This is a genomic window from Achromobacter sp. RT286_PF, from assembly GCF_059760425.1.
On sequence record NZ_JCBAMR010000001.1, the window covers coordinates 324,217 to 347,279 of the forward strand.

Sequence of the window (23,063 nt, forward strand, 5' to 3'; positions counted from 1 at the left end):
ATCGGCGAGTCAAACTCGATACGGGCTGAATTCTAATGCGCATATGTATTCGGATACAAGACTGTATTTGAAATCGTGGCCGGTGCTAAACTCCCGCCATGTCAAAAGTGCGCTTAACCCGAGAGCAAAGCAGAGACCAGACGCGTCAGCGTCTGCTGGACGCTGCGCAATCGGTATTCCTTACCAAGGGCTTCGTGGCCGCCAGCGTCGAGGACATCGCCGAACTGGCGGGGTACACGCGCGGCGCCTTCTATTCCAATTTCGGCAGCAAGACCGAACTTTTCCTGCAATTGCTCAGGCGCGATCACGAAAAAGTGATGGCCGACATGCGCGCCATCTTCGAAGAAGGCGAAACGCGCCAGCAGATGGAAGCCAGCGTCGTGCAGTACTACAGCACGCACCACCGCGAAAACGATTGCTTCCTGCTCTGGATGGAAGGCAAGCTCCAGGCCGCGCGCGACCCCGATTTCCGTGTGGGTTTTACCGATTGCCTGCGCGAATTGCGCGCGGCCACCACGGAATACGTCCGTCAGTTTTCCGCGCATGTGGGCACTCCGCTGCCCATGCCGGCCGAACAATTGGCGATCGGGCTGCTGGCCCTGTCGGACGGCATGCAATTTAGCTACGCCTTTGATCCGCAAGGCGTGAGCCTGGAAATGACCGAGGCGGTGCTGGCCGGTTTTTTCCGGCGGGTGGTGTTTGGTGACTCGCAACCCGACGCGGCGCCCGCCGCCTTGCCGCCCGGCGCGCCGACTTCGGTCGGATAGCCTTGCCCTGGCCGCTGCATGGCGGCCACGAATCACCAATACAGATCGCCGATACAGATTGTCAGCCGCATGCCGGCCGTGATAGTAATAACCGCGGCGCAACGGTCGGGCTGAGGGGGCCGGCGCCGAAATTCGCAACCCTGGGCGAAAGGAGCTGCTGCATGTCTTCAGAAACCCGACCATCCACCATCAACCGCCCGGTGTTCTTCCCGGCGGCGATCTTCACGCTGTTGTTGGTCGGATTCGCGATTCTTGCGCCCGAGCGTGCGCAAAGCCTTTTTGAATCCGTGCAAGGCTGGATCCTGGGCAACGTCAGCTGGTTCTACATCCTGGTCGTGGCCATCATCTTGCTGGCCGTGGTGTTCCTGGCCTTGAGCCGCTACGGCGACATCAAGCTCGGGCCGGACCATAGCGAGCCCGACTACCGCAATTTCACCTGGTTTGCGATGCTGTTTTCCGCGGGCATGGGCATTGGCCTGATGTTCTTCGGGGTTGCCGAACCGGTGATGCACTTCATGTCGCCGCCGGTCGGCGAGGGCGGCACGGCCATCGCCGCGCGCGAGGCCATGAAGATCACGTTCTTCCATTGGGGCCTGCATGCGTGGGCGATCTATGCGGTGGTGGCGCTGATCCTGGCGTTCTTCAGCTACCGCCATGGGCTGCCGCTGACGCTGCGTTCGGCCCTGTATCCGCTGATCGGCAACCGCATCCACGGCCCCATCGGCCATGCCGTCGACATCTTCGCCATCATCGGCACGGTGCTGGGCGTGGCGACGTCGCTGGGCCTGGGCGTGGCGCAGATCAACAGCGGGCTGAACCACCTGTTCGGCGTCCCGGTCGGGGTGACGACGCAGATCATCCTCATCGTCGTCACTTGCGGCCTGGCCACGCTGTCGGTGGCCAGCGGTCTGGACAAGGGCATCCGCATCCTGTCCGAGACCAATCTGGTGCTGGCGGCCGTGTTGCTGCTGTTCGTGCTGGTGGTCGGCCCCACCGTGTTCCTGTTCCAGACCTTCGTGCAGAACACGGGCGCGTACCTGTCCGACATCGTCAACAAGACCTTCAACCTGTATGCCTACGAGCCCACCGACTGGATTGGTGGCTGGACCTTGTTCTACTGGGGCTGGTGGATTGCGTGGTCGCCGTTCGTGGGCCTGTTCATCGCGCGCATCTCGCGCGGGCGCACCATCCGCGAATTCGTCACCGGCGTGCTGCTTGTGCCGGCGGGCTTCACCCTGTTCTGGATGACGGTGTTTGGCGACACGGCCATCCACATGATCCTGGTGGACAAGGTGCAGGGCCTGGCCGAGGTGGTCGAAGCCGATTCGTCGCTGGCCCTGTTCGCCTTCCTGGAACATCTGCCCTGGAGCAGCGTGCTGTCGGTGGTGGCCATTGCAATGGTCGCGGTGTTTTTCGTGACCTCCGCCGACTCGGGCGCGCTGGTGGTTGACCTGCTGGCCTCGGGCGGGTCGGACCGCACGCCCGTGTGGCAGCGTATTTTCTGGTCGGTGCTGATGGGCGCGGTTGCCATCGCGCTGTTGCTCGCCGACGGGCTGACCGCCTTGCAGACGGCCACCATCGCCAGCGCGCTGCCGTTTTCCATCATCTTGCTGCTGTCCCTGTGGGGGCTGTTCAAGGCGCTGAAACTGGACGCCACCAAGCGCGGCATTCGCTATCAGTCCTTGACCTTGTCGCGCCCCGCGCGTGGCGGCCAATCGTGGGAACGTCGGCTGCGCAACATGGTGATGATGCCGCGCCGCTCGCACGTGCAGCGTTTTATCAGCGACGTGGTGCGGCCTGCGCTGGACGACGTGGCCGAGGAACTGCGCAAGCAGGGCTATGCGGTAGAAGTGCGCGAAGTCGAAGCCGACGGCAGCGCCATTCTTGAGGTCTCGCACGGCGAGCACCTGGACTTCTCGTATGCCGTGCAGCCCGAGGCGTTCGTGCGCCCCAGCCTGACGCCGGACGAAGCGGCCGACGAAGAAGAACGCAAGTACTTCCGAGCCGAAGTCCACCTGCGCGAAGGCGGGCAGGACTACGACATCATGGGCTGGAGCCGCGACGCCGTCATCGGCGACATCCTGGACCAGTACGAACGCCATCGCCATTACCTGCACATGGTCCGCACCTGACCGTCGGCCGGCCACGTACTACCCGGCCGACACGCCAACCCTGAAAACCGCCAGCCTTGTCTGGCGGTTTTTTTTTCGCCCCTGTGCCGCCGCTGAAGGCCGATAGCGGCGCGCTATGCGACGCATTGCAATGTCCACTTTGACGAAATGGGGCGAATCAAGGATTATCCAAGCTTATTCTTGGATAAATAAAGAGAAGATCATGAAGGCGAAATCTGGAGCCTGGGCCGTAGGGGCCCTTGTGCTGGCGGGGGCGTTGGCAGGTGGGTGGGCGTGGAAGGCGGGCCGCGCGCCGCAGCAGGGCGGGTGGGCGATGGCGCCGGCCAAGGTTGCAGTGGCGCCCGCCGTGCAGGCGGACTTTCCGATGGCGCTGACCGGCATCGGCTCGTTAGAGGCCACGCGCCAGGTGCAGGTGCCCGCCGAAGTGGATGGCCGGGTCACGCAGATTTTCTTCACGGCAGGCCAAACGGTGAAGGCCGGCCAACTGCTGGTGCAGATGAACGACGCGCCGGAACGCGGCGAGCTGGCGCGGCTGCAGGCGCAGGCCCGCAATGCGCGCGCCTTGTTGGAACGCACGCGCCGGCTGCTGCCGCAACAGGCCGCCACGCGGGAACAGCTGGATCAGGCGCAGGCCGATTACGACCAGGCCGCCGCCGACATCCGCCGCGTACAGGCGCTGATCGAGCAAAAGCGTGTCAAGGCGCCGTTCGACGGCATGTTGGGCGTGCGCCGCGTGCATCTGGGCCAGTTCGCGCGCGCCGGCGATCCGCTGGTGTCGCTGACCGACGCTTCCACGCTGTACGCAAATATCACCCTGCCCGAACAGGCGCTGGGCGCCGTGCGCGCCGGCCAGACGGTGGCGGTGACGGTGGATGCGTATGCCGACCGGCAATTTCCCGGCCAGGTCACCACCGTGGAACCGCAGGTGGACGCGGGATCGCGCACCGTGCGCGTGCAGGCGACCTTGGCCAACGCCGATGGCGCGCTGGCCGCCGGCATGTTCGCCCACGGCCGCATCCGCCTGCCCGACCGGCCCGATGTGATCACGGTGCCGGAAACAGCCATCAGCTACAGCGCTTACGGCGATTCCGTCTACGTGCTGACACCGCCCAAGCCGGGCGCGTCCGCCGCGCCCGCCACGCCCGCCACGGTGCGGCAAGCCTACGTCAAGACGGCCGAGCGCCTGCATGGCCGGGTCGTTGTCACTGAAGGCCTGAACGCGGGCGATCAGGTGGTGACGTCGGGCCAGCTTCGCCTACACAACGGCGCGGCCGTTGACGTGACCGGCACAGACACCGTCGCGTTGGGCGCACCGGCGGAGGCATCATGACATTCACCGATCTTTTCGTGCGCCGGCCCGTGCTGGCGCTGGTGGTCAGCACGCTGATCCTGTTGCTGGGCATCAAGGCGTTAAGCGGCCTGCCGGTGCGGCAGTACCCGCTGACCGAAAGCACCACCATCACCATCACCACCCAATACCCGGGCGCCTCGCCCGATCTGATGCAAGGCTTCGTCACGCAGCCCATCGCGCAATCAGTCGCCACGGTGGAAGGCATCGACTACCTGTCGTCCTCGTCCACCCAGGGCCGCAGCGTGATCACGGTGCGGATGAAGTTGAACGCCGATTCCAACAAAGCCATGACCGAGGTGATGGCCAAGGTCAACGAGGTGAAGTACCGGCTGCCGCAGGACGTGTACGACCCCGTGCTGGTCAAGTCGGCGGGCGAGGCGACCGCCGTCGCCTATGTGGGGTTTGCCAGTTCGACGCTGTCGCTGGCGGCATTGACCGATTATTTGTCGCGCGTGGTGCAGCCGCAGCTGTCCTCGATTGACGGCGTGGCCAGTGTGGAACTGTATGGCGGCCAAAAGCTGGCCATGCGCGTCTGGCTGGACCCGGACCGCATGGCCGCGCGCGGTATCTCGGCGGGCGAACTGGCGCAGGCGCTGCGCGATAACAACGTGCAGGCCGCGCCGGGCCAGGCCAAGGGCCTGTACGTGGTGTCCAACATCCAGGTCAATACCGACCTGGTCAATGTGGCGCAATTTCGCGACCTGGTCGTCAAGCGCGACGGCGACGCCATCGTGCGGCTGGGCGACGTGGCCACCGTGGAATTGGGCGCGGCATCCACCGATTCCAGCGGCTTGATGGACGGCGAACCCGCCGTCTACTTCGGTCTGAACGCCACGCCTGTGGGTAACCCGCTGGTCATCGTCAAGCGCTTGCAGGAACTGTTGCCCAACATCAAGCAGAACCTGCCGCCGGGCACCAGCGTGCAAGTGCCGTTCGAGCTGGCCCGCTTTATCAGCGCGTCGATCGATGGCGTGATGCAGACGTTGCTGGAAGCCATCGCCATTGTCGTGGTGGTGATCTTTCTCTGCCTGGGTTCGTTGCGCGCGGTGCTGATCCCCGTGGTCACCATCCCGCTTTCCATGCTGGGCGGGGCGGCCATCATGGCGCTGTTCGGCTTCAGCGTGAACCTGCTGACCTTGCTGGCGATGGTGCTGGCCATTGGGCTGGTGGTGGACGACGCCATCGTGGTTGTGGAAAACGTGCATCGCCACATCGAAGAAGGCAAATCGCCCGTGCGCGCGGCGTTGATCGGCGCGCGGGAAGTTGCCGGGCCGGTGATCGCCATGACCATCACGCTGGCTGCCGTGTATGCGCCCATCGGGCTGATGGGCGGGCTGACCGGGTCGCTGTTCAAGGAGTTTGCCTTTACGCTGGCCGGCGCGGTGGTGGTGTCCGGCGTCATTGCGCTGACCTTGTCGCCCGTCATGAGTTCGTTCCTGCTGAACCGCGACGTGTCGGAAGGCAAGATGGCGCGCAACGCCGAGCGGATGTTCGGCCGGCTGGGCGGGGCCTATGGGCGCGTGCTGGACGTGTCGTTGCGGCATCGTTGGGTGACGGGGCTGATCGCCGTGGCGGTGCTCGTCAGCCTGCCGTTCCTGTACAACGCCGCGCAGCGCGAGCTGGCGCCGGTCGAAGACCAATCCACCGTGCTGACCGCCATCAAGTCGCCGCAGCACGCCAATATCGACTACGTAGAAAAGTTCGGCAAGAAGTGGGACGACGTGATGAAGACCGTGCCCGAGCAAAAAGGGCGCTGGCTGATCAACGGGTCGGACGGCGTGTCCAACAGCATCGGCGGTGTGGACTTCGTGGACTGGCAAGACCGCAAGCGCAACGCCGATGCCATCCAGGCCGACATGCAATCGCTGGCCAATCAGATAGAAGGCAGCAATATCTTTGCGTTCCAGTTGCCGTCGTTGCCCGGGTCCACCGGCGGCCTGCCCGTGCAGATGGTGCTGATGAGCGCGGCCGACTACCGCGTCGTCTACGAGGCCATGGAAAGCTTGAAGCAGGCCGCGCGGGCCAGCGGGCTGTTCATGGTGGTGGACAGCGACCTGGACTACAACAACCCGGTGGTGCAACTGACGGTGGACCGCGCCAAGGCCAACAGCCTGGGCGTCACCATGAAAGACATCGGCGATACGCTGGCGGTGCTGGTGGGCGAAAACTATGTCAACCGCTTCGGCATGGACGGGCGCTCGTATGACGTCATTCCGCAAAGCCGTCGCGATCTGCGTATGTCGCCACAGGCCTTGGCGCAGTTCCACGTCAAAAGCGCCAGCGGCGCGCAGGTGCCCCTGTCGAACCTGGTGTCGGTTTCCATGGGCGTAGAGCCCAATTCGCTGACGCAGTTCAACCAGTTGAACGCCGCCACGTTCCAGGCCATTCCGATGCCCGGCGTCACCATGGGCGATGCGGTGACATTCCTGTCGGAGCAGGCAAAAAACCTGCCCGCCGGCTTCAGCTATGACTGGCAATCGGATGCGCGCCAGTTCAGCCAGGAAGGGTCGGCACTGATGATTACGTTTCTGTTCGCCATCATCGTCATCTATCTGGTGCTGGCCGCGCAGTACGAAAGCCTGCGCGACCCATTCATCATCCTGGTCAGCGTGCCGATGTCGATCTGCGGCGCGCTGATTCCGCTGGCGCTGGGCATGGCCACCGTGAACATCTATACGCAGATCGGGCTGGTGACGCTGATCGGCCTCATCAGCAAGCACGGCATCCTGATGGTGGAATTCGCCAACGAAATGCAGGTCAGCCACGGGCTGGATCGGCGCGCGGCAATGGAGCAGGCCGCCCGCATCCGCTTGCGTCCCATCCTGATGACGACGGCGGCGATGGTGATGGGGCTGATCCCGTTGCTGTTCGCCACGGGGGCGGGCGCGCACAGCCGTTACAGCCTGGGCCTGGTCATCGTGGTGGGCTTGCTGGTGGGCACGTTGTTCACGTTGTTCGTGCTGCCCACCGTCTACACCGTGCTCGCGCGTGACCACCGCGCCGCCAGCGACACGCCGCGCGCGCGGGAACTGGCCGTGGCGCAAGCCGAAGATGGCCGCGCTGCCATCTCGCATTAAGGAGCCAACCATGATTGAAGTTTCTGCACCCGCACCGCTGCGCCGCCCGGCCCTCGGTGCCGGCCCCGAACGCGCGATTCTCCCCGCCTTCGTCTTTGGACTCGAACGTCCGCGCCGCGCGGCCGCCGTGCTGCGGTCAACGCTGTTGGCGCTGACACTGGCGCTGGCGTTGGCCGGCTGCGCCGTGGGCCCCGACTACCAACGCCCACAGGACGCACCCGTGGTGCTGGCCAGCCCCGAGCAGGCGCTGTTTTCCTCCGACGCGCTGCAACGCGACTGGTGGAAGCAACTGCAAGACCCCCAGCTGGACCAGTTGGTGGACTTGGCCTTGAACCGTAATCACGACATCCGGATCGCCCAGTCTCGTCTGGCGGAGTCGCGCGCCGTGCTGGACGAAAAAGAACTGGATCGCTTGCCCGCCGTGACGCTGGACGGGCGCTATGAACGCAGCCTGTCGCAGGCCAACGCGGGCACGGCCGGCCAGCGCAACCTGGCCCAAAGTTATCGGGCCGGTTTTGACGCCACCTGGGAACTGGACCTGTGGGGGCGGCTACGCCAAGCGGCCGAAGGCGCGGCGGCGCGCAGCCAGGCGCAGGCGGCGGATCTGGCCCAGACGCGCATCGTGGTGGCGGCCGAGGTTGCCCGCAATTACTTCGAACTGCGCGGCGCCCAGCAGCGTCTGGCCGTGGCGCGCGCCAACCTGCAAAGCCAGCGTGCCAGCCTGCGTGTGACCCAGGCGCTGGTGCAGGCCGGGCGGGGCGACGAGGGGGATCTGGCCAGCGCGCGGGCCGAACTGGAAACCGTGCAGGCCAGCGTACCCGTGCAAGTCACGGCCAAGCGGCTGGCGCAGTATCGGCTGGCGGTATTGGCCGGGCTGCGGCCGGTTGAACTGGCTGAACTGGATGCCGGCAAACCGCTGACCCCGTTGGCAACGCGCCTGCCGATCGGAGACGTGGCGGCGCTGCTGTCACGCCGGCCGGACGTTGCGGCGGCCGAGCGCAATATGGCCGCCGCCAATGCAGACATAGGAGTGGCCACGGCGGAGCTTTATCCCCGCATCGACCTGGGCGGGTTCCTGGGGTTTGTGGCGTTGCGTGGTGCCGATTTCGGCGCGCCGTCCAGCCGGGCGTTCAGCGTGGCATCAGGCGTGAACTGGCCGGCCTTGCACCTGCCGACGGCGCTGGCCAGACAGCGCGCGGCCGTCGCCCGTGCCGACGGAGTGGTGGCGCGCTACCAGCAAACGGTGCTTCAAGCGGTGCAAGAACTGGAGACGGCGCTGACCGAGTTTGGCCAGACCCAACAGCGCTTGGGCAATCTGGCGCAGGCGGCGGCGCACAGCCGGCGCGCGGCTGAACTGGCGCAGCTGCGCTATCGCGAGGGGAGCGCGCCGTATTTGACGGTGCTGGACGCGCAGCGTACGCTTTTGCGCGCCCAGGACGCCGTGGCGGTTGCCGAAACAGATTCCTATACCCGTCTGGTGGCGCTGTACAAGGCGCTGGGAGGCGGCTGGGAGGCGGAGGCGGTGATGTGAGGCGATGACCTGAGGCGCTGACCTGAGGCGCTGAATTTGGCGCCGGAGGTGGGAGCCGGAGGTTGGCTCCCGAGGTTGCCTCCCGACGTTGGCGCTGAAGGTCGGCGCTGATGCAACCCGCTGATGGGCCGCCAAGTTCATGGCACCATAGGAACCTTACGCCCGGAGTATCGTTATCGTCATGTCCGACAGCCTGTCCCACCCCGTCACGTGGATGCCGCATCAGCCGGCGGACCGCGTGTTGATGACCTTGAAGACGCGCGGCCCGCAGTCGGTTGCGGTCATCGCCAAGGCCATGGACGTGACCGCCGAAGCGGTACGTCAGCAAATGACGAGGCTGCATGCAGACGGGCTGGTCGACTCCGAAAGCCACAGCGCCGGGCGCGGCCGGCCTACCCAGATCTGGTTCCTGACCGATGCCGGCCATGGCCGCTTTCCCGACACGCACGCCGAAATGACGGTGCAGATGATCGGGGCCGTGCGCCAGGTGTTCGGCGAGGACGGCGTGGACAAGCTGATCCAGGCGCGCGAGGCCTCCATGTTGGAAGGCTACCAACGCGCGATGGCGGGCGCGCACGACCTGCCATCCCGCCTGGACCGCCTGGTGCAGGTGCGCTCGTCCGAAGGCTATATGGCCGAATTGCGCAAGGACGGCGCCGACTTCCTGTTTATCGAAAACCACTGTCCGATCTGTTCGGCCGCCAAGGCCTGTATGGGCTTTTGCCGCAGCGAGCTGGATCTGTTTCGGAAAGTGCTGGGCACGGACGTGCAGGTGGATCGCGAAGAACATATCCTGAGCGGCGCGCGCCGCTGCGCCTACCGCGTGCGCCAGCGAGGGCCCGCCCTACAATCCGCGCATGACTCTCAAGCAACTTGAAGCGTTCTACTGGGCCGCTACCTGCGCCAGCTTTGCCGTGGCCGCTGAACGGCTGCACCTGTCGGTGTCGTCGCTATCCAAACGCATCACCGAACTTGAGGACGCGCTGGGCCGGCCGTTGTTTGACCGCAGCGGCCATAAGGCCGCGCTGACCGACGCCGGCCAGCGCCTTGTGCCGCAGGCGCGGGAATTGCTGGCCGCCGCCGACCAGGTGCGGGCGTCCATGGCCGAAACACCCGGGCTGCGCGGCCGCTGCCGTTTCGGCGTGGGCGAATTGACCGCCCTGACCTGGCTGCCACGCCTGATCGGCGTGGTGCGGGCCGCCTATCCCGACCTGGTGCTGGAGCCGTATGTGGACATCGGGCAGGTGCTGGAGCAGCGCGTGACCGATGGCGAGCTGGATTTTGCCGTCATCGCCGGCCGGTCTTCGCGAGCGAATATCGCCTCGACTCCGATCGGCCAGGCCCGCTTTGCCTGGGCGGCGGCGCCCGCCGCCTTGGGCTCGGACACCCGCATGACGCCCGCGCTGCTGGCCCGCCTGCCGCTGGTGACGTTGCCGGCAGGCGCGGGCACGACCCGCATCATCGATGACTGGCTGGCCGGGCGCGATGCCGCGGGCGAACGGCTCTGCTGCAACAACTGGGGTGCCATTGTCGGCCTGCTGATCGAAGGCACCGGGGTAGGGCTGATACCCGAACACTGGGCCCAGGCCCTGCAAGCGGAAGGCAGCTTGCGCGTGCTGCAAGGCGACCCCGAGCCGGCCGCCTTGCCGTACGCGTTCCAGTACCGGCGCGACGACGCGCGGCCGCTGGTTGCCCGGCTGCGCGAGTCCGTGACGGCGGCGGTGGACTTTTCCGCACCCTGCCGCCTGCCTTGATTTCCCCGCCACCCGGCGTCCGCGAGGCGGCCGCTCATGGGCCGTGTTTACCAGCCAGACAGCCGCCGCTCTATACAATCGCCGCGCGCCTGGCGCAGAATTCCACAGATGCAACGACGGAGAACACTCATGCGTAAACTTTGCCTCGCCATGGCCATGGCGGGAATGCTGGCCAGCGGTCTGGCGCAAGCCCAGTCCACCCTGCGTATCGGTCTGCAAGACGACCCGGACGTGCTGGACCCGGTGCGTGCGCGCACCTTCGTGGGCCGCATCGTCTTTGCCTCGCTGTGCGACAAGCTGGTCGACATCACCCCCGACCTGAAGATCGTGCCCCAGTTGGCGCAGTCCTGGACAATCGGCCCGGACAACAAAACGCTGACGTTCAAGCTGCGCACCGATGCCGTGTTCCATGACGGCACGCCGGTCAATGCCGCGGCCGTCAAGGCCAACCTGGACCGTGCCCGCACGCTGCCGGACAGCAACCGCAAGAGCGAACTGGCCACCGTCGCCAGCGTCGACGCGCCCGATGCCAACACCGTGGTGCTGACCCTGTCCGAGCCGGACGCCTCGCTGCTGTCCCAGCTGTCGGACCGCGCGGGCATGATGATGTCGCCGGCCAGTTTCGACAAGGATCCTGGCGGCAAGCCAGTGTGTTCCGGCCCGTATCAATTCAAGGAGCGCGTGCAGAACGACCGCATCGTGCTGGAGAAATTTCCCAAGTACTGGGACGCCGCCAACTTCCATTTCGACCGTCTGGTCTACACGCCGATCCCCGACAACACCGTGCGCCTGAACAATCTGCGCGCCGGTGACCTGGACATCATCGAACGCGTGGCGCCCAGCGACGCCAAGGCGGTCAAGGACGACGGCAACCTGCGCCTTGCTCCGGTGACGGGCCTGGGCTTCCAGTCGATCTCGGTCAACCTGGGCAATGGCGCGCGCGCCAACAACCCGCTGGCCAAGGACAAGCGCGTGCGTCAGGCGCTGGACCTGGCCATTGACCGCGACGTGCTGAACCAGGTGATCGGTGAAGGCATGTTCCAACCCGCCTACCAGCCGTTCCCGCCCGCCAGCTTTGCCTACAACACCGCTTTCGAACACAAGGGCCGCGACCCGAAGAAGGCGCAGGCGTTGTTGAAGGAAGCCGGCTATGACCGCGTGAAGTTCGAAATCACCTTCGGCAACAATACGACCATGCAGCAAGTGTTCGAACTGGTGCAGGCCATGGGTGCCGAAGCCGGTTTCGACATCACGTTGCGTCCGGTGGAATTCGCGTCGTTGCAATCGTCGCTGGCGCGCGGCGACTTTGAAGTGGGCCAAAGCGGTTGGTCGGGCCGGGTCGATCCCAGCGGCAATATCCATCAATACGTCAGCTGCAAGGGCAACCTGAACGACGGCAAGTTTTGCGACGCAGGCGTGGACAAGCTGCTGAACGATGCGCGCGGCGAGGCCGACACGGCCAAGCGCCGCGCGCTGTACGACCAGGTGCTGACCAGCATGCAGGACCAGCGCCCCATCGTTTACCTGTTCTATCTGCCGTGGACCTTCGGCGTGCAAAAGAAGGTTGAAGGCTTTGTGCCTTACCCCGATGGCCTGATCCGCCTGAAGGGCGTGACCGTCGCCAAGAAGTAAGCCGGGCGGCCAACGACGGGATCCGGAATCGGATCCCGTTTTTCTTACTTGCGGGCGGCGTGCGCCGCCGCTACAGGAAGCATCATGTTTACGACTCGCCCGGAAATCCTTGGCACCTTTGGTGTCGTGACCTCTACCCATTGGCTGGCCAGCGCGACCGGCATGTCGCTGCTGGAACGTGGCGGCAACGCGTTTGACGCCTGCGCGGCGTCGGCCTTCGTGCTGCAAGTGGTTGAGCCGCATCTGGTCGGCCCCGCCGGCGAAGTGCCGGCCATTTTCTATTCGGCGCGCACGGGCAAGCTGGAAGTGCTGTGCGGGCAGGGCACGACGCCGGCGGCGGCCACGCTTGAGCGATACCGCGCCGAAGGGCTGAAGCTGATTCCGGGCAACGGCCTGTTGGCCACCGTGATCCCCGGCGCATTCGACGCCTGGATGCTGCTGCTGCGCGACCACGGCACGATGCGCGTGCGCGATGTGCTGGAACCGGCCATCTATTACGCCGAGCACGGCCATGCGCTGATGCCGCGCATCTCCAACACCATCGCGGGCCTGAAGGATTTCTTTGAAACCCATTGGCCCACTACCGCGGCGGTCTACGTGCCCGGCGGCAAGGTGCCCGAAGCGCGCAAGCTGTTTCGCAATCCGGCCTTGGCGCGCACGTGGACGCGCGTGCTGAAAGAGGCGGAAAGCGTGGGCGCTGACCGCGAACGCCAGATCGAGGCGGCGCGGGACGCCTTCTACCGGGGCTTCATTGCTGAGGAAATCGACCGATTCGCGCGCAATACCGACGTCATGGACGAAAGCGGCACGACGCACCGAGGCATCATCACGGCCGACGATCTGGCCGGCTGGTCGGCCAGCTACGACACGCCGCTGACCTACGACTACCACGGCTACACGGTCGCCAAGGCCGGCGCCTGGAGCCAGGGCCCGGTATTCCTGCAAACGCTGGCGTTGTTGAAGAACATGGACCTGGCGGGCGTGGGGCCGAACAGCGTTGAATTCATCCACCGCGTTACCGAGGCGATGAAGCTGGCTTTCGCCGACCGCGAAGCCTATTACGGCGACCCGGCTTTCATCGACGTGCCGCTGGCGCACCTGCTGTCGGACGCCTACAACGACGAGCGCCGCGCATTGATCGGCGAGACCGCCTCGCACGATCTCTTGCCCGGCCAGGTGCCTGGCTTTGAGGCGCAGGTGGCGCGCGTGATGGACACGCTGGAACGCCTGTCCCCGGTGTCCGCGCCTGGCAGCGCCACCAACGAGCCCACGCTGGCCGATATGCGCGCATCGGCCAAGCGCGGCGACACGACGCATGTGGATGTGATCGATCGCTGGGGCAACATGATTTCGGCCACGCCGTCGGGCGGCTGGTTCCAGTCGTCGCCGGTGATACCCGAACTGGGCTTTGGCCTGAACACGCGCGCGCAGATGTTCTGGCTGGAAGAGGGCTTGCCGGGCACGCTGGCGCCGGGCAAGCGTCCGCGCACGACGCTGACGCCGTCTTTGGCGCTGCGCGATGGCAAGCCGTACCTGGCCTTCGGCACGCCGGGCGGGGATCAGCAGGAACAATGGCAGTTGCTGTTCTTCCTGCGTCACGTGCATCATGGACTGAATCTGCAGGAAGCCATCGACCTGCCGATGTCGCACACCATGCACTTCCCGACATCGTTTTATCCGCGTGATCGCAAGCCGGGCCATCTGGCGCTGGAGGCAAGCTTTGGCGCCGACGTGATCGACGGCCTGCGTCAACGCGGTCATCAAATCGAGGAATTGCCGGAGTGGTCGGTTGGCCGCTTGACGGCGGCCTCGCGCGATGAAGACGGGCTGCTACATGCAGCCGCAACGCCGCGCCTGATGCAGGCGTACGCCGTCGGCCGTTGATCCTGGGGGAACGGGCCTGGCCGCGCTAGGCCCGTTGATTCGGACCGGGCGCGCATGCCGCCTTGCGGCGTTTTACCGGCATGGGCTATCTTTCTCCCATGACTTCATCCGACCAGCGCCCAGGCACCGAAGCGCAATCCCTGACGGGACAAGAGCCGCTATTCATCGTCCTCAATACAGGATCGGGGCGCGGCGACGCGCAGGTCCTGCAAGACACCATCCGCGGCATTCTTGATGAAGCGGGCAGGCGTTACACGCTGATGCCGGTGGACGACCCCACCCGCCTTACCGAAACGGCGCAGTCCGCCGTCAAGCGCGCGCAAGACGAGCAAGGCGTCGTCATCGCGGCGGGCGGCGACGGCACGCTGAACGCGGTGGCGGCCACCGTGCTGGGCAAGGGCGTGCCGTTCGGCATCCTGCCGCAAGGCACGTTCAATTACTTCGGGCGTGCCTACGGTATCTCGCAAGACACCGACGTTGCGCTGCGCGGCTTTCTGCAAGGCCATATCGAGCCGGTACGCGTCGGCCAGCTGAACGGCCGGCCGTTCCTTGTCAACGCCAGCCTGGGGCTGTATCCCACGCTGCTGGAAGACCGCGAGGCCTACAAGCAGCGCTTTGGCCGCAGCCGGCTGGTGGCGTTGTGGTCGGGCGTGGTGACCCTGCTGCGAGCGCCGCGTCAATTGCGGCTGCAACTGGAAGAAAAGGGCCAGGTAAGCGACCTGCGCACACCGACGCTGGTGGTGGGCAACAACAAGTTGCAGCTGGAACACGTCGGCATCGAATCCCAGGATCTGGATCGTGACCGGCTGGTGGCCATGACGGTTAAACCGGTCGGCACGCTGGCGCTTTACGGCCTGCTTGTGCGTGGCCTTTTCAGCCGCCTGGGCGAGGCCGAGCACGTCATCAGCTTCGGCTTTCATCGCATGACGGTGCGCATCCGGGGGCGCCATCGGGTCAAGGTCGCGATGGACGGCGAGATTTCCTGGATGAACACCCCGCTGGAATTCAAGGTGGCCGACGACAGGCTGCCGCTGGTGGTGCCCGCGGACTCGCAATACCTGGATCGCTCATGACGCGGATATTGCAACTGTCCGACACGCATTTCGGCACCGAGCGCAAACCTGTGGTCGAGGCCGCGCTGGACCTGGCGCGCTCGCTGAACCCGGACCTGGTCGTGCTAAGCGGCGATATCACGCAGCGCGCGCGGCGCGGGCAATTCGCAGCGGCGCGCAAGTTCATCGAACGCCTGTCGCTGCCCGTGCTGGCCGTGCCGGGCAACCACGACATACCGCTCATCAACGTGTTTGCACGCGCGCTGAATCCTTACGGCAACTACAAGCGGGCGCTGGGCGCGGTGCTGGAGCCAGTGTTCGAAAACGCCGGCCTGTTGGCCATCGGCGTGAACACCACGCGGCCGCGCCGCCACAAGGACGGCGAAATTTCCGATGCGCAGATCGCGCGCGTGGCGCAGCGGCTGCGGCAGGCGCGCCCCGGGCAATTGCGGGTGGTCGTCGCGCATCATCCGGTGCGCGCCAAGGTGGAATCCGACCTGTCCAACCTGCTTAACGGGCGCGAACGCGCGCTGGCGGCCTGGGCGCAGTCGGGTATCGATCTGGTATTGGGCGGGCATATTCACTTGCCGTATGTGCTGCCGCTGTCGGCAGCGGGCAAGCCGGCGGGGTGGATCGTGCAGGCGGGCACGGCATGCTCAAGCCGGGTGCGTGGCAGCGTGCCCAATTCCATCAACGTGATCACGCGAGAAGGCGAGGGCGACCAGCAGATGTGCCATGTCGAACGCTGGGACTATGCCGAGGCCACCCACGTGTTCGCACCGGTCGACAAGACGCTGGTCAGCACGGTCGAGCGGTGACCGCGCCATGACAGATTCGTACGCGCAATGGGCTGCGGCCCATGCCCTGGAATTGTTTATTGCGTTGCCGTTATTGATGGGCGCCTTGGCGCTGCTCACGGTCCGTATCGTGGCGGGCCGGCCGACCAACACCCGGCGCGGCGCCATCGCGGCAGGCGTGATGTTGGCGTTGGCCATCTTTGGAGTGCTGGCGTGGGCAGTGCATAGCCAGGGCGATGTGGTGGCCTTCGATGGCGCGTTGGCAGACGCGTTGAGCATGTCGATGAACGCGTCGCTGCTGTGGCTGCTGTCGTGGTTCACGTATCTGGGCGACCGCAATTTCCTGACCGTGCTCAGCGTGTTGATGACGCTTTACCTGCTGTGGACAGGGTGGTGGCGCCTGGCCGTGTTCTGCGCGCTTGCCACGGGCTTGGGCGGCGCGCTGAATTGGGTGCTCAAGCACAGCTTTGAACGCGTGCGGCCGGTGCACGATCACGGCTTCGCGGCAGCGGCGGGCTGGAGCTTTCCCAGCGGCCATGCGTCGGCGGCGATGGCGGTCTACGGCACCGCCTGCTACCTGGTGTGGCGCTTGGCGCCGGCCCAGTGGCGCTGGCCGTGCGTGGCGGCGGCGGGTGCGCTGATCATGGCCATCGGCCTTAGCCGCATCTTGCTGCAAGTGCATTTCGCCAGCGACGTGGTGGCAGGCTTTGCCGTCACGCTGGCGTGGCTGGCGCTGTGCGTAGCCCTGGCCGAACGCTATTGCCGATCAGGCGGGGCACAACAAGAGGCGTAGCAGCCGGCGCTGCGCGTTGCCTGCCGGATTGCCGGCAATGCCGCCCGCAATACCACCAGCAATACCGCCAGCAATACCGCCAGCAATACCGCCCGCCATGCTGCCGGCATCGTCGATGACCAACCCCGGGATGCTGGTATAGCGGCCGCCGGCCAGGGCGACCGCGCGATCCAACCGGTGCGCGCGTTCCGGCGGGGGCGGCGCCAGGTCCACGATCAGCTTGCCCCGGATCGGCGCGGTCACCGCGCCATCACTGAAGCGTTCCAGCGTGCGGTCAATCTCCCGTTCGCGCGGTAGCGCCAGCACGACCGTGTCCGATTCCGCCAAGGCTTCGCGCGCGGAAGTGGCCAACGTCGCCGAGCCGCGAAAAGGTTCGCAGCGTTCCGGGTCCAGGTCGTACACGGTCAGCGCGATGTCGGGCTCGGCCTCCAGCAAGCGCCGGGCGGCCAGGGTGCCGGCGTCGCCCATGCCCACGATGCTGATACGCAGGTTCATGGCTTGGGCACGGACCACGTGCTCACGATATGGGCCACGGGTTCGGCCGAGCCTTCGCCGGTCAGGACGACTTCGCCGGCGGACAATCTGCCCACCTTCAGCAGCCGTGCATCGGCATGAATGGCGCCGGCGGGGCTTTTGCGCAGGAAATTGATGGTCAGGCTTGCCGTGACCGCGTGCGTCTGGCCCGTGGCGCCGACCACGGCGGCGTACATGGCCAGATCGGCCAGCCCCATCAGCATAGGCCCGGCCACGATGCCGCCCAGCCGCTGGTGCGCCTCGCGGGCCGGCAGCACGGCGCGGGCGGTGCCCCGCCCGATGCGCACGACGTCTATGCCCAACAGCAGCGAAAAGGGATGCTGGTCGGCCAGCAGGATGTGAAAGTCGGCCAGGCTGATCAGCGGCGCGTCGGCGTCCGTGGCGGGTAGGGCGGCGGTCATCGTTGCTCCAGGGCAAGGCAATAGTGGTCCAGCAGGGCGTCGGCCTGCTGGCCCAGGGATTTCAGGCGATGCGTGTGCTGCAACAGCAGCAGTCCCATCAGGTAGGTGAACACGTTCATCTGTTCGACCGCCACGGTGGCGGGGTCCCAGGACTTGGTACGCGCCAGCGCGGCGCCGATATGGTCCACGCATTGGCGCAGCCGGGCGTTGAGCTTTTCGTCCATGTCCCTGCCCAGGCCGCGCGGCCCCAGCCCCTGGAACAGGTACAGGCCCAGCGAAAAATCCGTCGGCCGCTGGGCGTAGTACTCGAAAAAGGCGTGAATGGTCTTGCGCGCCGCCCCGGAAGCGGGCCAGGCCGCCGCGTCAGCCAGATGTTCGTGCAGGCCCAGCAGCGACTCGTCCAGCAGTTCGCCATATAGCGCTTCCTTGCCGGCAAACCAGGGGTAAATCGCGCCGGTGGTGCAGCCGGCTTCCTTCGCGATTGCCCGGATCGTGGTCTTTTCCAGGCCGTCGCGCGCGAAGACGCGCTGCGCGGCATCCAGGACCATCTGTCGCCGCAGCGCGTTCAGGCGCTCGTTGCGCTCGTTGCGTTCATTGCGTTCGGGATGGTCGGACGGGGAAACGGGCATGGGCAGAAGAAAAAAGCGGGAAAGGGTGGGGGAATAATATCGACGATTTTTAGTAATAACAATGTTATTGGAATTGAACGTGCCGGCGGTCGATACGACGCCCGTTCATTGGGGGAAAACCGATATCCGTGTACAAAGCGGATGCAGCGTGATCCGAAAGGCGCTTGAAAGACAGCCGGGAAAACGCCCCGAATAATTAGGGGCAGGGCTGAAAGTCGCATGGATACGTGCTTACCCGTTTGGGCTCGGGTTAGCCCTAACACCACTGGAGCGACATCCTCGCGATGTTGCAAGATCCCAACAGGGGTGTCGCAAACCTGCACTTTTCTGATGCCGACCATAGCCAGTCCCCTCGATTTTTGATGCAATAGCGTCAACTTCCCTTCGCGGAGTTAGGGGGGCGGCAGGCTGGTTTGCTGGATTGCTGCTCTTGTCACTCAAATCAACGGAGATTTCTTAAATGAAAAAGACTCTGCTCGCTGCCGCCCTGCTCGCCGGTTTTGCCGGTGTCGCCCAGGCAGAAACGTCTGTCACCCTGTACGGCATCATCGACACGGGCCTCGGCTACAACAAGATCAGCGGCGCCCCGAACGATGCGGCGAACGGCAGCCGTTTCGGCATGATCAACGGCGTCCAGAACGGTTCGCGCTGGGGTCTGCGTGGTTCGGAAGACCTGGGTGACGGCCTGCGCGCTGTTTTCCAACTGGAATCGGGTTTCAACTCCGGTAACGGCAACTCCGCTCAAGGCGGCCGCCTGTTCGGTCGTCAAGCCACCGTCGGTCTGGCCAGCGACAGCTGGGGTCAACTGGACTTCGGTCGCCAAACCAACATCGCGTCGAAGTACTTCGGCTCGATCGACCCGTTCGGCGCTGGCTTCGGTCAAGCTAACATCGGCGTGGCTCTGAGCGCCGCCAACACGAACCGCTACGACAACATGGTCATGTATCAGACCCCGTCGTTCAGCGGCTTCCAGTTCGGCGTCGGCTACTCGTTCAACGTGAACGACACCAACGCTTCGCAAACCGGCTTCAAGACCGCCGACAACACCCGCGCCATCACGACCGGTCTGCGCTACGTCAACGGCCCCCTGAACGTCGCCCTGACGTACGACCAACTGAACGCCTCGAACAAGCTGTCGTCGGCTTCGGTTGACGCCACCCCGCGTCAGTACGCCATCGGCGGTTCGTACGACTTCGAAGTTGTGAAGCTGGCTTTGGCCTACGCTCGCACGACCGACGGCTGGTTCGCTGGTCAAGGCGTCGACACCAACATCGGCAGCGTGAACTTCGGTGCTAACGCTTTCGCTGACGGCTTCAAGGCCAACTCGTACATGGTCGGCCTGTCCGCCCCGATCGGCGGCGCAAGCAGCCTGTTCGGTTCGTGGCAAATGGTTGATCCCAGCAACACCAAGTTGACCGGCGGCGATGAGTCGACCCAAGTCTACTCGCTGGGCTACACCTACGACCTGTCCAAGCGCACCAACCTGTACGCCTACGGTTCGTACGCCAAGAACTACGCCTTCATCGACGATCTGAAGTCGACCGCCGTCGGCGTGGGCGTCCGTCACCGCTTCTAATCCAATGCAGGGCGCAAGCCCTGTCTGGATATAAAGCGCAAGCGAACGAACGGGCTGCGGCTCGTTCGTATAAAGCCACCCTTCGGGGTGGCTTTTTTTCGTGCTTTGTTCTGATTTTTTATGACGCTCGGGAGCTTGTCAGCTGAGTCCTGTATGCTTGCGCTTCTGGTTCGAAAACTGCGATTGTTCCATTTGAGGAATGCAGTCTTTCACCCCTTGTTCAAGCTACAGAGTTCAGCCGGAAGTAACCACGCGAATGCTACAATCCTAAGGTTTGCGCATTTGACGGACGCCTGAATGAACCTGCAACAGTATTTTCCCGTCCTGCTGTTTATCGTAGTGGCCACCCTTATCGGGTTCGCGCTTCTAACGGCCGGCTCCCTCCTTGGCCCGCGGCGTCCCTACGCTGAGAAGCTGTCGCCCTATGAGTGCGGCTTCGAAGCGTTCGAAGACGCCCGCATGAAGTTTGACGTGCGCTACTACCTGGTGGCGATTTTGTTCATTCTTTTCGACCTGGAAATCGCGTTCCTGTTCCCGTGGGCCATCGCCCAAGGCACAGTCGGACTCGTCGGTTTCTGGACGGTCATGGTTTTCCTAGCCGTGTTGACCGTCGGCTTCATCTACGAATGGAAAAAGGGCGCGCTGGACTGGGAATAAACCCCCACGGGTTTTTCTTCACCGCACGCTATCAGAGACGAATATGGCTATAGACGGCATTCTCAAGCAAGGGTTCATCACAACCAGCGCCGACAAGTTCCTTAATTGGGCGAAGACCGGCTCCATGTGGCCCATGACCTTCGGTCTGGCCTGTTGCGCGGTTGAGATGATGCACGCGGGCGCAGCCCGTTATGACCTGGACCAGTTCGGCATCATCTTCCGTCCCAGTCCGCGTCAGTCCGATCTGATGATCGTTGCTGGCACGCTGTGCAACAAGATGGCGCCGGCGCTGCGCAAGGTTTACGACCAGATGCCCGAGCCGCGTTGGGTCGTGTCCATGGGCTCCTGTGCCAATGGCGGCGGCTACTACCACTACTCGTATTCGGTGGTTCGTGGCTGCGACCGCATCGTACCGGTAGACGTCTACGTGCCGGGCTGCCCGCCCACGGCCGAGGCGCTGGTCTACGGCTTGCTGCAAATGCAGAACAAGATCCGCCTGACCAACACGATTGCGCGCTGATCTCTCGCCCCGTCCGCGGCAGTCCTTGCCGCCGGCCCTGCGATACCAGCGTATCGGTTCACCTAAGCGTACAAGATGATGACCAGGCTCGAAACCCTGAAAAACAATTTGCAGACCACCCTCGGCGCCGATATTGCGCTGACCGAGGCGTTGGGCGAGCTCACGCTCGAAGTGCCCGCGCAGCAATGGTTCTCGGTCTGCAACAAGCTGCGCACCGAAGCCGGCCTGCGCTTTGAAACCTGTATCGACCTCTGTGGCGTCGACTACCTGACCTGGGGCAACGGCACGCGCCAGCTGCCCGAGGAACCCAGCGCCAAGGTGCACCGCGCGCGTTTCGCCGTGGTGATCCACCTGCTGTCGATCGAACACAATTGGCGCCTGCGTGTACGTACCTGGGCCGCCGATGACGAATTCCCGATCGTGGCGTCGCTGATGGAATGCTGGCCGGCCGTGGGCTGGTTCGAGCGCGAAGCGTTCGACCTGTACGGCATCGTCTTCGAAGGTCACCCCGACCTGCGCCGCATCCTGACCGACTACGGCTTCATCGGCCATCCGTTCCGCAAGGACTTCCCGCTGTCGGGTACCGTCGAAATGCGTTACGACCCCGAACAACGTCGCGTCATTTACCAGCCGGTCACGATCGATCCGCGCGAGATCACTCCGCGCGTGGTCCGCGAAGACTCCTACGGCTTGGGGCGTTAAATCATGGCAGAAATCAAGAACTACACGCTTAACTTCGGTCCTCAGCATCCGGCCGCGCACGGTGTGTTGCGCCTGGTGCTTGAGCTGGACGGCGAAGTCATCCAGCGCGCCGACCCGCACATCGGCCTGCTGCATCGCGCCACCGAAAAGCTGGCCGAGCACAAGACCTACATCCAGGCGCTGCCCTACATGGACCGCCTGGACTACGTGTCCATGATGTGCAACGAGCACGCCTACGTCATGGCCATCGAAAAGCTGCTGGGCGTTGAAGCCCCGCTGCGCGCGCAGTACATCCGTGTGATGTTCGACGAAATCACCCGTCTGCTGAACCACCTGATGTCGCTGGGTTCGCACGCGCTGGACGTGGGCGCGATGGCGGTGTTCCTGTACGCCTTCCGTGAACGCGAAGACCTGATGGACTGCTACGAAGCGGTCTCGGGCGCGCGCATGCACGCGGCCTACTATCGTCCGGGCGGCGTCTACCGCGATTTGCCGGACACGATGCCGCAGTACGGTGACACCAGCAAATACCGTGGCGACAAAGAAATGCGCATCATGAATGACGCGCGTTCGGGCTCGCTGCTGGACTTCATCGAAGACTTCACCAACCGCTTCCCGGGCTGCGTCGACGAGTACGAAACGCTGCTGACGGACAACCGTATCTGGAAGCAGCGCCTGGTGGGCATCGGCGTGGTCGACCCTGACCGTGCCAAGGCGCTGGGCTTTACCGGCCCGATGCTGCGCGGCTCCGGCGTCGCCTGGGACTTGCGCAAGACGCAGCCCTACGAAGTCTACGATCTGCTCGATTTCGACATCCCCGTGGGTGTCAACGGCGACTGCTACGACCGCTATCTGGTCCGCATCGCTGAAATGCGTGAAAGTAACCGCATCATCCGCCAGTGCGTGGAGTGGCTGCGCAACAACCCGGGCCCGGTCATGATCGAGAATCACAAGATCGCCCCGCCCAAGCGCACCGCCATGAAGACCAACATGGAAGAGCTGATTCACCACTTCAAGCTCTTCACCGAAGGTTTCCACGTGCCCCCGGGCGAGGCGTATGCCTCGGTGGAGCATCCCAAGGGCGAGTTCGGCATCTATCTGGTGTCGGACGGCGCCAACAAGCCTTACCGCCTGAAGATTCGGGCCCCCGGCTTTGTCCACCTGCAATCGTTGGATGAAATGTCGCGCGGTCACATGATCGCCGACGCCGTCACCATCATTGGTACGCAGGACATCGTTTTCGGCGAGATCGATCGCTGATCCGCCCAGACAGT

The 23,063-nt window shown here is 64.6% G+C and carries 19 protein-coding genes and 1 pseudogene; 17 read left to right on the top strand and 3 right to left on the bottom strand.

Features of this window, described 5'->3' with window-relative positions; genetic code table 11:
• Window positions 1-98 precede the first annotated feature (98 nt).
• From AC6LJY_RS01480 to AC6LJY_RS01535, 12 genes are all read left to right on the top strand, one after another.
• Window positions 99-767, top strand: a complete 669-nt coding sequence (locus tag AC6LJY_RS01480) for a TetR/AcrR family transcriptional regulator (protein WP_046802525.1) — start codon at window positions 99-101, stop codon at window positions 765-767.
• 161 nt (window positions 768-928) lie between these two features.
• Window positions 929-2,899 carry a BCCT family transporter gene (locus AC6LJY_RS01485; RefSeq protein WP_104142947.1) on the top strand — a complete coding sequence of 657 codons (1,971 nt, stop codon included), beginning with the start codon at window positions 929-931 and terminating at the stop codon, window positions 2,897-2,899.
• A gap of 202 nt (window positions 2,900-3,101) precedes the next feature.
• Window positions 3,102-4,229, top strand: coding sequence for an efflux RND transporter periplasmic adaptor subunit (locus AC6LJY_RS01490; protein WP_120154209.1), 1,128 nt, complete (start codon window positions 3,102-3,104; stop codon window positions 4,227-4,229).
• The gene (locus AC6LJY_RS01495; RefSeq protein ID WP_498135127.1) at window positions 4,226-7,327 is read left to right on the top strand and encodes a MexW/MexI family multidrug efflux RND transporter permease subunit; all 3,102 of its coding nucleotides are present in this window, start codon (window positions 4,226-4,228) and stop codon (window positions 7,325-7,327) included. The genes AC6LJY_RS01490 and AC6LJY_RS01495 overlap by 4 nt, the downstream gene beginning before the upstream one ends.
• Window positions 7,328-7,337: 10 nt before the next feature.
• Window positions 7,338-8,858 (top strand): efflux transporter outer membrane subunit, encoded by a 1,521-nt coding sequence (locus AC6LJY_RS01500; protein ID WP_498135128.1) that lies wholly within the window; start codon window positions 7,338-7,340, stop codon window positions 8,856-8,858.
• Window positions 8,859-9,039: 181 nt separating this feature from the next.
• Window positions 9,040-9,735, top strand: coding sequence for a helix-turn-helix transcriptional regulator (locus AC6LJY_RS01505; RefSeq protein WP_498135129.1), 696 nt, complete (start codon window positions 9,040-9,042; stop codon window positions 9,733-9,735).
• Entirely contained in the window at window positions 9,716-10,612 is an 897-nt protein-coding gene (locus AC6LJY_RS01510) for a LysR family transcriptional regulator (protein ID WP_498135130.1), read from the top strand. Before AC6LJY_RS01505 ends, AC6LJY_RS01510 begins: the two co-directional genes overlap by 20 nt.
• Before the next feature lie 129 nt (window positions 10,613-10,741).
• Window positions 10,742-12,244, top strand: coding sequence for an ABC transporter substrate-binding protein (locus AC6LJY_RS01515; RefSeq protein WP_104142956.1), 1,503 nt, complete (start codon window positions 10,742-10,744; stop codon window positions 12,242-12,244).
• Between the two features lie 84 nt (window positions 12,245-12,328).
• On the top strand, window positions 12,329-14,128 hold the full coding sequence (locus AC6LJY_RS01520; protein ID WP_498135131.1) for a gamma-glutamyltransferase family protein: 1,800 nt from the start codon (window positions 12,329-12,331) through the stop codon (window positions 14,126-14,128).
• Between the two features lie 98 nt (window positions 14,129-14,226).
• A complete protein-coding gene (locus tag AC6LJY_RS01525) occupies window positions 14,227-15,201 on the top strand; it encodes a diacylglycerol/lipid kinase family protein (protein ID WP_162941164.1) in 975 nt (324 codons plus the stop codon).
• Window positions 15,198-15,998 (top strand): metallophosphoesterase family protein, encoded by an 801-nt coding sequence (locus tag AC6LJY_RS01530; RefSeq protein ID WP_219991851.1) that lies wholly within the window; start codon window positions 15,198-15,200, stop codon window positions 15,996-15,998. Before AC6LJY_RS01525 ends, AC6LJY_RS01530 begins: the two co-directional genes overlap by 4 nt.
• 7 nt (window positions 15,999-16,005) lie before the next feature.
• Window positions 16,006-16,770, top strand: coding sequence for a phosphatase PAP2 family protein (locus AC6LJY_RS01535; protein ID WP_498135132.1), 765 nt, complete (start codon window positions 16,006-16,008; stop codon window positions 16,768-16,770).
• A 126-nt stretch (window positions 16,771-16,896) separates the two neighbouring features.
• Here AC6LJY_RS01535 and AC6LJY_RS01540 read toward each other — a convergent pair.
• The 3 genes and pseudogenes from AC6LJY_RS01540 to AC6LJY_RS01550 form a co-directional block, all read right to left on the bottom strand.
• Window positions 16,897-17,265, bottom strand: a pseudogene (locus AC6LJY_RS01540) (NAD(P)-binding domain-containing protein); the annotation flags it as partial.
• Window positions 17,262-17,705, bottom strand: a complete 444-nt coding sequence (locus AC6LJY_RS01545) for a PaaI family thioesterase (RefSeq protein WP_046802535.1) — start codon at window positions 17,703-17,705, stop codon at window positions 17,262-17,264. The gene AC6LJY_RS01545 and the pseudogene AC6LJY_RS01540, both read right to left, overlap by 4 nt.
• On the bottom strand, window positions 17,702-18,334 hold the full coding sequence (locus AC6LJY_RS01550) for a TetR/AcrR family transcriptional regulator (protein ID WP_046802536.1): 633 nt from the start codon (window positions 18,332-18,334) through the stop codon (window positions 17,702-17,704). The genes AC6LJY_RS01545 and AC6LJY_RS01550 overlap by 4 nt, the downstream gene beginning before the upstream one ends.
• Before the next feature lie 460 nt (window positions 18,335-18,794).
• Between AC6LJY_RS01550 and AC6LJY_RS01555 the strand changes: the two genes are divergently transcribed.
• The 5 genes from AC6LJY_RS01555 (at window position 18,795) to AC6LJY_RS01575 (ending at window position 23,049) form a co-directional block, all read left to right on the top strand.
• A complete protein-coding gene (locus AC6LJY_RS01555; protein WP_104142964.1) occupies window positions 18,795-19,910 on the top strand; it encodes a porin in 1,116 nt (371 codons plus the stop codon).
• Window positions 19,911-20,207: 297 nt separating this feature from the next.
• Window positions 20,208-20,567, top strand: coding sequence for an NADH-quinone oxidoreductase subunit A (locus tag AC6LJY_RS01560; RefSeq protein WP_006217959.1), 360 nt, complete (start codon window positions 20,208-20,210; stop codon window positions 20,565-20,567).
• 43 nt (window positions 20,568-20,610) lie between these two features.
• Complete coding sequence (locus tag AC6LJY_RS01565; RefSeq protein WP_006217960.1) at window positions 20,611-21,087, top strand: NuoB/complex I 20 kDa subunit family protein; 477 nt, start codon at window positions 20,611-20,613, stop codon at window positions 21,085-21,087.
• Window positions 21,088-21,162: 75 nt separating this feature from the next.
• The gene (locus AC6LJY_RS01570; RefSeq protein ID WP_046802538.1) at window positions 21,163-21,789 is read left to right on the top strand and encodes an NADH-quinone oxidoreductase subunit C; all 627 of its coding nucleotides are present in this window, start codon (window positions 21,163-21,165) and stop codon (window positions 21,787-21,789) included.
• 3 nt (window positions 21,790-21,792) lie between these two features.
• Window positions 21,793-23,049, top strand: a complete 1,257-nt coding sequence (locus AC6LJY_RS01575) for an NADH-quinone oxidoreductase subunit D (RefSeq protein ID WP_046802539.1) — start codon at window positions 21,793-21,795, stop codon at window positions 23,047-23,049.
• The last annotated feature ends 14 nt before the right edge of the window (window positions 23,050-23,063 follow it).